This is a genomic window from Chryseosolibacter histidinae (assembly GCF_018598225.1).
In the GTDB taxonomy this organism is placed as follows: Bacteria; Bacteroidota; Bacteroidia; order Cytophagales; family Cyclobacteriaceae; genus Chryseosolibacter; species Chryseosolibacter histidini.
Genome location: NZ_JAHESF010000059.1, coordinates 1 through 13,098, shown reverse-complemented (window position 1 = coordinate 13,098; position 13,098 = coordinate 1). Strand labels below are relative to the sequence as shown.

Annotated in this window: 16 protein-coding genes; 9 read left to right on the top strand and 7 right to left on the bottom strand. The window is 49.6% G+C overall.

Annotation, left to right across the window (positions count from 1 at the left end; genetic code table 11):
• Positions 1 to 161 precede the first annotated feature (161 nt).
• The 3 genes from KK083_RS30025 (at position 162) to KK083_RS30015 (ending at position 2,438) form a co-directional block, all read left to right on the top strand.
• Entirely contained in the window at positions 162 to 506 is a 345-nt protein-coding gene (locus KK083_RS30025; RefSeq protein ID WP_254169852.1) for a YciI family protein, read from the top strand.
• Positions 506 to 928 (top strand): nuclear transport factor 2 family protein, encoded by a 423-nt coding sequence (locus KK083_RS30020; protein WP_254169851.1) that lies wholly within the window; start codon positions 506 to 508, stop codon positions 926 to 928. The genes KK083_RS30025 and KK083_RS30020 overlap by 1 nt, the downstream gene beginning before the upstream one ends.
• 253 nt (positions 929 to 1,181) lie before the next feature.
• Positions 1,182 to 2,438, top strand: a complete 1,257-nt coding sequence (locus tag KK083_RS30015) for an RNA polymerase sigma factor (protein ID WP_254169850.1) — start codon at positions 1,182 to 1,184, stop codon at positions 2,436 to 2,438.
• Here the strand turns inward: KK083_RS30015 and KK083_RS30010 are convergent.
• Positions 2,424 to 2,945, bottom strand: a complete 522-nt coding sequence (locus KK083_RS30010) for an AAA family ATPase (protein ID WP_254169849.1) — start codon at positions 2,943 to 2,945, stop codon at positions 2,424 to 2,426. The genes KK083_RS30015 and KK083_RS30010 overlap by 15 nt on opposite strands.
• Positions 2,942 to 3,607, bottom strand: a complete 666-nt coding sequence (gene pnuC / locus KK083_RS30005; protein ID WP_262899646.1) for a nicotinamide riboside transporter PnuC — start codon at positions 3,605 to 3,607, stop codon at positions 2,942 to 2,944. Before pnuC ends, KK083_RS30010 begins: the two co-directional genes overlap by 4 nt.
• A 43-nt stretch (positions 3,608 to 3,650) precedes the next feature.
• Here pnuC and KK083_RS30000 point away from each other — a divergent pair, with 43 nt between their 5' ends.
• The 3 genes from KK083_RS30000 to KK083_RS29990 are packed head-to-tail and all read left to right on the top strand — an operon-like array spanning position 3,651 to position 6,423.
• Entirely contained in the window at positions 3,651 to 4,400 is a 750-nt protein-coding gene (locus tag KK083_RS30000; protein WP_254169848.1) for a hypothetical protein, read from the top strand.
• A gap of 4 nt (positions 4,401 to 4,404) precedes the next feature.
• Positions 4,405 to 5,247: an endonuclease/exonuclease/phosphatase family protein gene (locus KK083_RS29995; protein WP_254169847.1), complete on the top strand. Its 843-nt coding sequence runs from the start codon at positions 4,405 to 4,407 to the stop codon at positions 5,245 to 5,247.
• A gap of 12 nt (positions 5,248 to 5,259) precedes the next feature.
• Positions 5,260 to 6,423 (top strand): helix-turn-helix domain-containing protein, encoded by a 1,164-nt coding sequence (locus KK083_RS29990; RefSeq protein ID WP_254169846.1) that lies wholly within the window; start codon positions 5,260 to 5,262, stop codon positions 6,421 to 6,423.
• A gap of 11 nt (positions 6,424 to 6,434) precedes the next feature.
• Here the strand turns inward: KK083_RS29990 and KK083_RS29985 are convergent, their stop codons facing one another.
• Positions 6,435 to 6,836, bottom strand: coding sequence for a hypothetical protein (locus tag KK083_RS29985; RefSeq protein WP_254169845.1), 402 nt, complete (start codon positions 6,834 to 6,836; stop codon positions 6,435 to 6,437).
• Between the two features lie 146 nt (positions 6,837 to 6,982).
• On the opposite strand from KK083_RS29985, the gene KK083_RS29980 reads away from it, so the two are divergent.
• The 3 genes from KK083_RS29980 (at position 6,983) to KK083_RS29970 (ending at position 8,830) form a co-directional block, all read left to right on the top strand.
• Positions 6,983 to 7,561, top strand: coding sequence for a YdeI/OmpD-associated family protein (locus KK083_RS29980; RefSeq protein ID WP_254169844.1), 579 nt, complete (start codon positions 6,983 to 6,985; stop codon positions 7,559 to 7,561).
• A 130-nt stretch (positions 7,562 to 7,691) separates the two neighbouring features.
• Entirely contained in the window at positions 7,692 to 8,165 is a 474-nt protein-coding gene (locus KK083_RS29975; RefSeq protein ID WP_254169843.1) for a response regulator transcription factor, read from the top strand.
• 125 nt (positions 8,166 to 8,290) lie between these two features.
• A complete protein-coding gene (locus tag KK083_RS29970; RefSeq protein ID WP_254169842.1) occupies positions 8,291 to 8,830 on the top strand; it encodes a DUF4199 domain-containing protein in 540 nt (179 codons plus the stop codon).
• A gap of 154 nt (positions 8,831 to 8,984) precedes the next feature.
• Here the strand turns inward: KK083_RS29970 and KK083_RS29965 are convergent, their stop codons facing one another.
• From KK083_RS29965 to KK083_RS29950, 4 genes are all read right to left on the bottom strand, one after another.
• Positions 8,985 to 9,620 (bottom strand): response regulator transcription factor, encoded by a 636-nt coding sequence (locus tag KK083_RS29965; protein ID WP_254169841.1) that lies wholly within the window; start codon positions 9,618 to 9,620, stop codon positions 8,985 to 8,987.
• Positions 9,598 to 11,475, bottom strand: a complete 1,878-nt coding sequence (locus tag KK083_RS29960) for a sensor histidine kinase (protein ID WP_254169840.1) — start codon at positions 11,473 to 11,475, stop codon at positions 9,598 to 9,600. Before KK083_RS29960 ends, KK083_RS29965 begins: the two co-directional genes overlap by 23 nt.
• A gap of 237 nt (positions 11,476 to 11,712) precedes the next feature.
• Positions 11,713 to 12,189 carry a gliding motility lipoprotein GldH gene (locus tag KK083_RS29955; RefSeq protein ID WP_254169839.1) on the bottom strand — a complete coding sequence of 159 codons (477 nt, stop codon included), beginning with the start codon at positions 12,187 to 12,189 and terminating at the stop codon, positions 11,713 to 11,715.
• The gene (locus tag KK083_RS29950; RefSeq protein WP_438834735.1) at positions 12,186 to 12,980 is read right to left on the bottom strand and encodes a PSP1 domain-containing protein; all 795 of its coding nucleotides are present in this window, start codon (positions 12,978 to 12,980) and stop codon (positions 12,186 to 12,188) included. Before KK083_RS29950 ends, KK083_RS29955 begins: the two co-directional genes overlap by 4 nt.
• Positions 12,981 to 13,098: the final 118 nt, after the last annotated feature.

The window sequence follows — 13,098 nt, the reverse complement described above, 5'->3', positions numbered from 1 at the left end:
ACGACTGACTCGCCCGGCCGTGGACTGTGGTCTGTGGACCGTGGACTAATCCATCCCGCAATTCCGGGGAGACATCTAGAAAAAATTTCCGAATCTTTGTCCGAAAGGTGTCAATCCGCCCGTCATGGGGTAAATTATGTTCAACCAAAACTTTACAAACTATGGAAAAGTACATGTTTCTATTCCGCGGCGGTGATGTGAGCCACCTTCCTGCCCAACAACAAGGAGCCCAGATGCAGAAATGGCTGGCCTGGGTCGAGAAGCTGACAAAAGAAGGAAAATATGTGTCGGGCGAACCACTTCTGCCCGGAGGTAAAACAGTGGCCGGCTCAAAAAAAACTGTCACTGACGGCCCTTTTGCCGAGAGTAAAGAAGTGACCACAGGTTTCTTTGTGGTGAATGCCAAAAACATCGATGAAGCCGTACAGATGGCGAAAGATTGTCCTGACTATGAGCTCGGCGGAAGTGTTGAGGTACGCGAGGTAATGAAAGTTGACATGCCCTGATGAGAACGGTCTGCGTGATAATACTGGCAGTTTGCGTGGCAGGCTGCCAGCCACCCGGCACCGATCATGACGTGAATACAGCCAAGGCAAAGCAAATGTTCGAAGCGTTTAACCGTCACGACTGGAACGCCATGGCATCGTTCTACACTGAACCTGCATCGTTTCTCGACCCGTCATTCGGCATGGATCATGTGAGCAAAACCAGGAACGAGATCGCTGCCAAATACGCTGATCTTGAGAAGATGTTTCCCGATGTTCATGATGAAGTAACAGGGCTTTACGCTTCCGGCGATAAGGTGACCGTTGAATTTGTCTCGTCCGGAACAGCACCCGATGGCAGCAGCTTCCGGCTTCCCATTGCCACGATCCTGACTTTTAAGGATGGGTTGATTGTGAAAGACGCGACGTATTATGATAATTGACAATTGACAAGAGGCAGTTGACAACGGTTAGAGTCAGTATCACATTCGTGCTGTCGGTTAGGAAAGTCCATAGTCCATGGTCGATGGTCCATGGCAGTTAAGGTTAGGTGAACAAGGCACCCTTCGATTGTAAGACGGTAATGATGCTTAACACTGCACGACTATGGACTATGGACCATCGACCATGGACTCTTCATCAGCACAAGCCTTGAAATCGGATTGAGTCTTTGTCAATTGTCAACTAACTTTAAGCATGCGCGAACAACAGGTAGATCAGCTGGTGGGCCATCTTTTCCGTAAGGAAGCAGGAAAGATGGCCGCTGTGTTAACACGCCTGCTGGGCTTCGGCAACCTCGACATCACGCAAGACATTGTTCAGGATACACTGCTCAAAGCTGTCACCGTCTGGAAATTCAAAGGTATACCTGACAATCCTTCTGCCTGGCTTTATACCGTTGCGAAAAGAAAAGCTATCGACGTGCTGCGTCAGCGCAAGCTTCGCGAAAGCGTGCACGAAGAGCTGGCCCAGGCGCTGGAATCGGAGTGGACACTTGCGCCAACGGTGAATCAGCTGTTCATCGAAAACGAGATCGAAGACAGTCAGCTGAGAATGATCTTCGCCTGCTGTCATCCCGCCATTCCGTATGAATCGCAGATCGCGCTTACGCTGAAGACCTTGTGTGGGCTGAGTGTGTCAGAGATCGCCCGCAGCTTTCTCACCACCGATGAGACCATCGCCAAACGCCTCTACCGGGCCAGGGAGAAGATCCGCCTGGAGAACATTGCGCTCGAAGTGCCGGCACCGGCAAGCTTACCGGCACGGCTGGACGTTGTGCTGCATACACTCTATCTGCTCTTCAACGAAGGTTATAACTCATCGCATCCCGATCAGCTGATCAGGAACGATCTCTGCGAAGAAGCCATGCGACTCTGCCTGCTGCTGACCCGTAACAGCATTACCAGCACACCGCGAACCAACGCCTTGCTTTCGCTCATGTGCCTGCAGGCATCCCGTGAGGCAGCACGACTTGGCAAGGATGGCGAGATGATATTGCTGAAAGACCAGGATCGCTCACTGTGGAACAAGGCGCTGATCGAAGAGGGGATATCGTACCTGAACCGGGCATCAGAAGGTCCGGGCCTCACCGACTATCACCTCGAAGCTGCCATCGCCGCCCACCACTCCATGGCCGGCAGTTTTGAGCACACCAACTGGGAGGCTATCTTTCATTTGTACGGATCACTCTCCAATATAAAACCCGGCCCGGTTGTTGAAATGAACAAGGCGATAGCACTCGGTTACTGGAAGTCTGCACGCGAGGGATTGAAAGCGCTGGTGGCCATCGAAGGATTGGAAGAATCACACCGCTATCACGCTGTGCTGGGTGATTTTTATTTCGAGGTGAACGACCGCGAAAAAGCGATGCTGGCGTACGACAAAGCCTTGTCACTTGTAAGCTCAAAGCCGGAAAGGGAATTGCTGCAAAAGAAACGATCAAGGTTGTTGTAAAAGCCTGTCAACCGCCTCTGTGATGATGCGCTCACGTTGCTCCCAGTTGCCTTTAACAAGTATGTAAGAAATCTTTCTTTGGTCGAGGGCTACTTTAAAAGCATCGAACATCTGCTGCCGCACATGACCCAGGTCTCTCAGCCCGTCTTCCACCCAGGGCACGTCTATGTCGAATAAAAAGTAGAGGTCGTATTTCACTTGCTTCTCCAGCGTATACAGAACGTCAGGCACTTCGTTCAGGTAATGCCGTGAGTACAGCTGCGTGGTGATGGCATCGGTATCACAGAAAAGGATCTTGTTGGCTAAGCGCGATTTCTGCCGGATGCGTTCGTAGTGCGCATGACCGATCCGCACAATATCTTCGGTGGTGAAATCATTGGTGACGATCATCTCGCGGGCTACTTCGGGCACAAACTCCGTATGATACTTCTGTGCCATATGCGCCGCCATCACAGACTTGCCCGTGCTCTCAGGACCATAGAAGCAAACTATTTTCACGTTGTTCATGAATGATGCTTTCTGTAGCTCCGGAATTCACGCACCCAGTTCCACAGCGCAAACGCCGCGATGAAACAAAGCACCAGGTAAAGAACACCGTATAACTTAATGTCTCTCGAAAAGTACAGGTAGGTGGCGATCACATCCACCAGCAGCCAGATCACCCAGCTCTCGATCTTTTTCTGGATCAGGTAGATCGTGGCAACAATGCTCATCACAGTAATGAAAGAATCGAGGTATGGCGCGGCGCTGGGCTTGGTGAAGACCGATGGGAAAAGCTCGTGGAGATTTTCAGCAAATAAGCCCAGCAGCAGTGTACCGGCAATGCCGGCGGCCGATACCAGTATCAGCTCGGAGGTCTTCAGGAAACTGATCTTCAGCTCGTGCTTGCGGTCTTCCTCGTAAGGCTTGGGGTGAGTCCAGCGCCACCAGCCCATAACGTTGGTGATGAAAAAGAAGATCTGCAGAAACATATCCGGATACAGCTGCACCTGAAAGAAGAGGAAAAACGAAAGGGTTACGTTGATGATGCCCGCGGGCCAGCTCCAGACGTTGGCCAGCGCCGACAGCACCACGGCAATGATGCCCGATATAAGTCCGAAAAATTCGAGGTAGCTCACGTCGTAATTCCAGACGCTGAAGAAAATGTGATCGATGTTGAAAAAATCCATAATTTGTGCGAGCAAGTTAAACTTTCATTAACTTAATAATCCTATGAATACAGTAAAACCCTCACTTTTTTTAAGCATAGTCTTTTCCAGTTTTCTCATACCCACCTTTGCCCAGCGCTCGTCAAAAACTACGATCGTTGGTGGGGCAGGCAGATGGTATGATGGCAGCATCATGGTAAATGACGGAACAGAGCTGGTTGGCCTGCTTCGATACAATGACGATACCGGCGTGTTATCCTTCGAAAGTGGCAGTATCTCAAAGTCCTTTACCGCGAAAAGTGTAGCCGGTTTCGAGTTCTTCGATGAGGAGCGGAACAAGCAGCGCGTATTTTATGTGTTTTCTTATCCCGACCCTCAGACAGACATTGTCAGTCCCCTGTTCTTTGAGGTGGTGAAAGAATTTAAAACATTTGCCGTGCTGTCAAAAACAGATCCGCTTCAAATGAAGCAGAAAAGCCACACAACCTCCGGCACCACACCTTCAGGAAGTTATGGGCCAGGGTACACCTATACCTCCACAGAGATCTTACAGGTTGAAACCATCTATATCATGGATCCCAACGGGCAGATCATGCCGTATGCGAGGATCGTAGAAAAAGAAATTGATGACAATTATTTGTTCGATCGCTCCAAAGTTAAAAACAAGCTTATTGACGATGAGCTGCTGGAGACCTATACAAAACCTCACTACGAAACGCTGGTTAAATTTGCCGATGAAAACAAGCTGAGCTTCAAGCGGAAAAATGATCTGGTCCGCATATTGGAACACTACCAGCAATTAACCGCTAACTAACAGTATGTATTTAAGCAGACGATCTTTTATCACATTTCTTTTTGTATTGGGTGCATTGACGGCATTCGCGCAGTCCGTAACCGTTATGACCTACAACATCCGCTACGACAACCCCGGCGACGGCATCAACCAGTGGAGCAGCAGAAAAGAAAAGGTATATGACCTGATCAGAAAATACGACCCCGATCTGCTCGGCGTACAAGAAGCAATGCACAATCAATTGCAAGACCTCACCAACAACGTCACTGCTTACGGGTCTCTCGGTGTTGGCAGGGAAGATGGAAAGGAAAAAGGAGAATACTCGGCCATCCTTTACAAAAAAGAGCGTTTCAACATTCTTGCCCAGGGCACCTTCTGGCTCTCTGAAACACCTGACGTGGCTGGCAGCAAGAGCTGGGATGCGGCGCTCACCCGCGTAGCCACCTGGGCCAGGATGCGCGATAAGAAAAGTGGCAGAGAGTTTTTCTTCATCAACACACACTTCGATCATATCGGCCGCGAATCACGCACCAAGAGCGCTACACTGCTCAAGACGAAGGCGCTCGATCTCGGCAGAGGCCTTCCGGTGGTCATCACAGGCGACTTCAACTGCACGCGCGACGAGCTTCCGTACAAAACCATCATGGATAAATCCAGCCTGACGTTGATCGATCCCGCGCCACAAGATCCGCCAGGTACCTTCTGCAGCTTCACCGTGAATTCCATCACCTGCAGGCCCATCGATTACATTTTCCATACACCAGAGTGGGCCGCCAGCAATTACAAGGTGCTCCCCGATAACGACGGCAAAAATTACCCCTCCGATCATTTGCCCGTGTTGGTAGAGCTCTCGCTGCCGAAAAAATAAACCGGCCGTACAATGGAATACAGGCTCGATCTTTTCGCTGTGTTCATGTTCCTGGGTATTGTACAGGCGGTGTTCCTCTGCGTTTTCTTTTTTTCAAAGGAGAACAGAAAGTCGGATGCCAATGTTTTTCACGGGCTCATGCTGCTTTCAATGGCGTTGTGTCTCGTGGAGATCTTTCTCATGTACACCGGCTATATTGTGAAATGCCTTTACCTCGTAGATTTCTCTGAACCCTTTCCATTTGCCATCGGTCCGTGCTTTTACCTGCTGGTGCTGAGCCTTATTCACGGCAAGGTGGAGAAGAAACATTACTGGCACCTAGCCTTCGTGCTGGTATATACAGCGTGCATCGTTCCATTTCTCATACAGCCTGAAGTAGTGAAATACAACTCATGGATCGAATCGTATCAGCCGGGGTTGCCTTTAAAAGAGTATACTTATGACCGCGGTGATGGCAGGATCTTCTGGATCACCGACCACCACACGCTGCTCACCTTAACCAGCCTTGCGTTGTATTTGGTGCTTTCACTTATAGAAATAATAAAAGCTTTCAAGTATCGTAAAGAGTCGTTTCTGCGTCCGGCAAACCCTGTGCTACGCAAGCTGCAGCGTGGTGTTCTGGAGGTGATCTCTGTCATTGTGCTGATACTGGTGATCAAAATGTATAATGTGAACGATACCGGCGATCATTGGCTGGCGGCGTACCTCGCCGTGACCATCTACCTGACGAGCTTCAGCGTGATCGGCCAGTCCGGTTTCTTCAGACAACCTTCGCTGGCAGAGCCACAAAAGTACAAGGGTTCCAGCGTAACACCGGAGCTGCATCGGAGCCTGTTGCAAAAGCTCACAGAAGTAATGGAGCAGGAAAAACCTTTTCTAAGCGCGGGCTTTTCACTGCCCGATCTTTCAACACGCCTGGGCACAACGGTGCATACCCTATCGCAAGTGATCAATGAAGGTCTCGGCAAGAACTTTTTCGAAATGACGGCCAGCTACCGCGTGGACGAAGCCAAGAAGCTGTTGAAAGAACGCCGCAACATCAAGGTTGAAGAGATCGCCGACCAGGTGGGGTATAGCTCGAAGTCGTCGTTCAACAATGCGTTCAAGAAGATCACGGGGATGACGCCGTCGGAGTTTAGGGCTTCGGATGTGTTTCCCGCGGATGGCGCGGATTAGCGCAGATAGTATCACTCTAACAGCGCACCAAATTTTTCATTCATCGCACAATCCAGGTCGTCAAATTTTACCACATGCGTGAAATGGCTCAGCCTGTACGATGACGTTGTGGTGCACGAGCCGACTGTATCATTGAAAGTTATTCCAACTTTAAAGAATTCTCTGACAAGAGAGTCTTTTTTCGCATTCCAGACAATTTGTTTCTTCTCCCGCTGTAATCCGCTGTCATTTGTATACGTCGCCTTATTGAAGTTCTCTATCTCCAACAAAGCAGTTCCGCCACCAAAACATCCCTGGTACCTGCATTCGATCTTATAATTGCCCTGGCTTACGATCTCGTCAATGCCTGGCGGATCATTTACAGTGCAGCTTAGTATTATGAGAAGTATGAGATACCTGGATAAGTTTTTCATAGAACATTCCTTTGCCCTTCCAACCCCAAAGGTATCAAATTCACCAGCGTTAAGGGCACGTTTTGAATATATAAAGGGAATATAAGACATTCGCGTATTATCCGGACGTTAATAACAAGCACATCGAACAAAAAAGCCACGGTCATATGACTAAATTAAATACGCTTCCAACAAAAGAATTTAAAACGGCCGAGGCATTTGAAACCTGGCTCATAAAGAATCACGATAGCTCCAACGGGCTTTGGCTCAAAATATTCAAGAAAGATTCGGGGAAAAAGACCATCAGCTATGCAGAAGCACTTGACGTAGCGCTTTGCTACGGGTGGATTGATGGCCAAAAACAAGCGCATGACGAACAAGCCTGGCTGCAAAAATTTTGTCCCCGAAGCGCAAAAAGTGTTTGGTCCAAAATAAATATCGGGCATGTCGAAAGACTGATCAACGAAGGCAGAATGAAGCCTGCAGGGTTAAAAGTTATCGAAAAAGCCAAAGCCGATGGTAGTTGGGATAAGGCATACGATTCCCCGAGCAAAATGACCATACCTGAAGACTTTCTAAAAGAGCTGCGCAAAAACAAAAAGGCAGAAGCGTTTTTCAAAGGTCTCAATAAGACCAACCTTTTCTCTATTGGATTTCGCCTTCAGACCGCAAAAAAACAAGAGACAAGAGAAAAGCGCATGAAAGAGATTATTGAAATGCTGGCAAAAGGTGAGAAATTCCATTGAACCATTTCCCGTAAAACCATTTCCCGCAGATCGCGCGGATTGGCGCTGATTAAATTGCATTTCAATCTGCGTTCATCAGCGAAATCTGCGGGAAACATTTATTTTAGAGCGAACAATCACGGATATGCCAATGGCGTCTAATTTTCTGAAGGGGAAAAAGCATATTATCATCTACGGTATTTCGCTGGCGATACTGCTGGTGCTGCTCAACTGGCTCAAGCTGCGGCTGGTGATCATTGACCATGCCTTCGAAGTGTACAATGGTGCCATCGCGCTGATCTTCACAGGCATCGGCATCTGGGTGGCGCTAAAGCTCGCCAAACCCAAAGAAAAGATCGTAGTAATAGAGAAGGAAGTGATGGTGGAGAAAAATGTCGGTTTCACCATGAATGAAACGGAGCTCAACCGCCTCAACCTCAGCAAACGCGAGCTCGAAGTGCTTCAGCTGATGGCCCAGGGGTTGAGCAACCAGGAAATAGCAGACCGGCTATTTTTATCGCTCAGCACCGTGAAGACGCACGCCAACAATCTCTTCGATAAAATGGGTGTTGAAAGAAGAACCCAGGCCATCAACCAGGCCAAGCAGCTCGGCATCATCCCCTGAGCGCCTCGTACTTTCGACTGAGACCGGCCCATCACCATCAAATCAACCTTTGGTATGAACGGAAAACCGGGTAAATGCCGCATTTTTGAGCCCGTTGAGCTAACAAAGAATTAACACTTTTAACAATGAAAAAAAATGTATTGGTATTTGGACTGATCTCAGGGGTCGTCATCTCCGCCATGATGGTTTATGCGGCATCGATATGTTGTGCCAACCCTGAGATGAAAGGCAACGACGTGCTTGGCTACGCCGGGATGGTAGCGGCCTTCTCTTTTATTTTTGTGGGCATCAGGAATCACCGCGAAAAATACAACGGCGGGTTCATCACGTTTGGTGGCGCCTTCAAGATCGGATTTTACATTTCCCTGATCGCGTCTACCATCTATGTGCTGGCTGGTTGGTGGACTGTTAAATCTCTGTTCCCGGAGTTTTTAGATTCATACATCCAACACGTTCTGTACGTGGAACGACTTGACGGAGCAACCGCGGCCGAGCTACAACAGAAAACCGCAGAAATGGCCGACTTCAAAGAGAACTATAAGAATCCCCTGTTCTTTTTGCTCGTCACGTATGCTGAGGTGCTACCTCTGGCACTGATCATCACGCTCATCAGCGCCCTGCTGCTGAAACGAAAACCGAAAGCCGGCAACGTAGTGGCTGGTTGAAAAGTGCTATCGTTCGAAGGGTCGCGGAGACCGGCGGGGAGATATCCAGGTATGAGGTATGCAGGTACAAAATACGAGGTACGAAGTACGATTGTAAACCGGTCCGATCGAAGACCTGCTCCTCCTGCCTCCTGACCCCTGGCTTCTTTTTATTTCATCTCACTAGTTGATGTTCTTTTGCAAACGCCACAAGCCCTGCAACATTCTTCACATTCAGCTTTCGCTGGATATTCTTGCGGTGTGTGTTTACGGTGAACTCGCTGAGGTGAAGCTCGGCGGCGATCTGTTTGCTGCTGAACTCGCGGCAAACCAGCCTGATGATATCCACTTCGCGACGGGTGAGCTTGAATTTTTTCAGGAAGTCGTCAAAGAAATAAGAGCTCTCATCGAGCACACCGGGCTTCTGAAGCTCGGAGAAGAGCTTCTCACCAGCCAGTATTCTTTCAACGGCCTGCCTGAGCTCGGTAGCCGTTGAATTTTTTACCATGAAGCCATCGGCCTTCAGCTGTTTCACTTCTTCCATCAGCTCAGGCTGGTTGTAGTTGGTGAGCACCAGCACCTTCACATGCGGCCTTTCTTTTTTGATCTCCTGCAGACATTTCAGTCCGTCGATCTTGGGCATGTTCAGGTCGAGCAGCACGAGGTCTACGGTTGTGCTCCGGAACTTCTCCATCAGGTCGCTCCCATTGTTGACAGTAGCTGTGATCTCAACTTCAGGTATTTCAGTCAGCACTGTTCTTACACCTTCTATGAATAGCTGATGGTCATCAGCCAGGATAATCTTCGTCATCGTTGCTTTTCGGTAGTTCTATCGTTACAATTAATCCCTGCGGTACCGCATCATCGAACATGATGATGCCATTAAGGTAATGAATTTTAGATTGAATGGCAGCCAGGCCATGGGTAGTGGAGCTCCTCGCAGCCTCATGATCGATTCCTTTGCCGTTGTCTTCCACGATCATCACCACACTCTCTTCGTGCTCAATAAGCTGCACCAGGGCGTGCGTGGCCTGCGCGTGTTTGATAATATTATTCACCAGCTCGTACAGAATGCCATAAAGCACAGCATATTTTTCGTGTAGCTCCGGCTGCTCCTGCTCGAAGCCGATCACCTCCAGCTCAACTTTCACTTTTCCTGATGAATTAAAAATAGCGGCGATCTTCTCCACCGATTGCTTGAATCCCACTTTATCAAGCATGATGGGACTGATGGCATGGCTCAGGTTCCGCAGCATTTCCGAGATGCTCGTAACGGCATCTTCAGCGTGGTTTAATTTCGTCTGCGCTTCTACATCGGTAATGAAGTTCTTTTCCCGCACAGATGAAAGGTTGAGCTTCGCCGCCGAGAGCAGTGAGCCGGCCACGTCGTGAAGCTGGTCGGCAAGTTGTCTTCGTTCGCTCTCCTGGGTAGTGATGATCGCTTTGGTATAACGCGCCTGCTGCTGGTTGATGCTCACCAGGAGCTGCTCTTTTTCAAGCCTGTAACTGTTGAAGCGGTACACCAGCCCGAACGTAAGGATCACGGCTTCCATGATAAACCCCGTGGCCTGCCCATATTGCTGAAGATACGAAAGCGAAAAATCCACACTACCGGAGTAGTAAGAAACTTGCAACGCACTGAATACTGCAATGGGCAGAATGCTGGCGAGGTAGAACATGGCCATCTTGTTCCGGTTCCAGATCTTCTGGATCAGCGTGTACAGGATCACAAAGATGTAAACCAGTGTAAGCACCGGCACCAGCACCTGGAAATAATATGCGGCCGTATTCATTTTCAGGTCAACTCCCGGCGCGAAAGTAAGGGCTGCAAGAAAGTAACACAGGCCAGCCAACGCCATCATAGTGATGCGCAGCCACCGGTGGGCAGCTTTACCGGCATAATACTGAATAAAGGAAAGTGAAAAAGCCAGTGTCAGGAACGAAAACAAAACACGTGTGCGGGTGTTGAACCACGGATTATCTGGCCAAAGATATTTATATGCATAACCCTGGTTGGAGAGCACATACAACCATCCGGCAGAAACATAGAGAATGTAGAACAGGTACACCCGTTCCTGGGTCATAATGCTCAGGTACAAACCGAAGATCAGCATCAGCACAATGATACCCGTCAGAATGCCTGTGATCAATGATGACTTCAAAGACTCGTTATTAAAAAACACGGAAGGGCGTGTCACGAATGTGAGCTGCAGCGCTTCGTTACGCTTATCTATCTTCAGCAGGTAGTAAGGCACCTTTTGCGCGAGCGGAAAATTGAAATTCAGCGATGGCTCGGGCCGGCTTGAATATACCTGGTGGTCACCCGTGGAATATTTTTTCACAGGAACGCCATTACTTACTTCATAAAGGTCTATCACATTGATCTGCGCGATACCGATCTCCAGCTGACGTTGCTCATTGGCCGTGGTGTCGTTCCTGACCACCAGCCAAAAGCACGAAGTGGTGAACCCGGGATTGAAGGAGTGCGACGATTGTAACTGAAACCTGCCCGCCTCAAAAAATTGCCAGGCTTGCTGCGCCGTGGTGTTCGTCGCTGAATCTTCCAGCAGGAAATAAGTAGAACGGTCTTCAGGAACGTCTGTACCCCGGCATGAAACGAGCATGGCGCATAAGCCAAAGATCGGAAACAAGAAAATGCGTCTCATGCCAGCGTGCCTGATACAGTTCAAGGTTAATGATCTGAAAAGGTAACAAAGAATCAAGTATGAGAAAAAACCGTAGCGGTGTTTCTTATAAGAAATGGCAGGTATGTAAGATATGCCACAGCTGTGTGCGTGTGAGGAGTAACCTCGCACATCAAAGTTCCGCGTCGATCCGGGGATCCTTCGCTCGCACGATCCCGCGCGCTACCACCACTCAGGATACCGGTGTTGCTTCAGGTGTTACTCTGCCACCGCTTTTTCAACCCGGAGGCCTACAGCCAGAATTCCTTCCAGCGTATCGGTGCGCATGTACTGCTCAAAACGCATGTTGTATTTGCCCGCGTAGGGAAAACGGTGATTGCCCATGAGGCGGATCCGGTGATCGTAGATGTCGCCCAGCCCACTCGTGCCCTGAGGCTTTCCGGTTTCCTGATCGAACAGAAAGGTCTGAACCAGTTTTTTCTGCAACGGCTTGCCAGTGGAGTCTTCCAGTGAATAATTGACAAAAAGGCGCGCGTATGGAAACGACACTGTATTGCGCAGATTGCAATAAAGATTGTATCGCTGCGCGGTGTCTTTGATCTCGAATTCAAATGCCGTGGTATCGTTCACATCCCAGTGGCGGCCATCAAAATCGCGGTTCTTTTCATACACGCGGGTATTATCGCAGGCCGACAGGAATACAGCCAGCAATAAAAAAGGAAATACAATTCTCATTGCGGGTCGCGCGGTTTATCGGGTTTGGGGTTGCGTTGATTTCCACCTGAGTTTCGCTGATCATTGGGCTTACGCTGGTCGTTCGGTTTTCGCTGATCGTTCTGCTTCCGTTGCTCGTTCGGCCTGCGTTGTTCACCCTGCCTGCGTGGCTGCTGGTTTTGTTGTTGATTTTGCTGCTGACGCTGCTCTCCACCGCCGCCCTGATTGGCCTGATCTGACGGTGCACCGCCCTTGCCTTTCTTTTTCTTCTTTTTCTTCTTCGCCTTGTTCTTGTATTTCTGATCCATGCGCTGAAGATCGCTGTTGAGCGCTTCCACCGGCGCCTTTTCCTCCACCACATCTTTGTCGAGGCTCGCGGGTTTTTTGCCTTCGCGGTTAAGGCGCAGGATCTCGTTCACACGCGCCACATTCAGCGGGTACCATGTATTCTCTTCGCTGAAGCCGAACCACATGATCTTTCTGAAGATGTCCGTTTTCTGAAGGGTGGCTTCACCTTTCTCCGTCAGCAGCGGACCTTCGATCTTCGGAATGTCTTCCAGCGCTTCGATGTAGGTCTCCAGCTCGTAGTTAAGGCAGCATTTCAACCTGCCGCACTGGCCCGAAAGCTTGCTGGGATTCAGGGAAAGATTCTGGTAACGTGCCGCGCTCGTAGCCACGTTCTTGAATTCACTCAGCCAGGTGGCGCAACAAAGCTCACGACCACACACGCCGATGCCGCCGAGTCTTCCGGCTTCCTGGCGCAGGCTGATCTGGCGCATCTCTACGCGGATCTTGAATTCGCCCGCCAGAATTTTAATAAGCTCGCGGAAGTCAACTCGGTCGTCTGCCGAATAAAAGAAAGTTGCTTTTGTATCTGTCTCTTATACCCCTCTCCGCGCCCCCGAGACAAGAGGCAAGCGCGGATGCCGG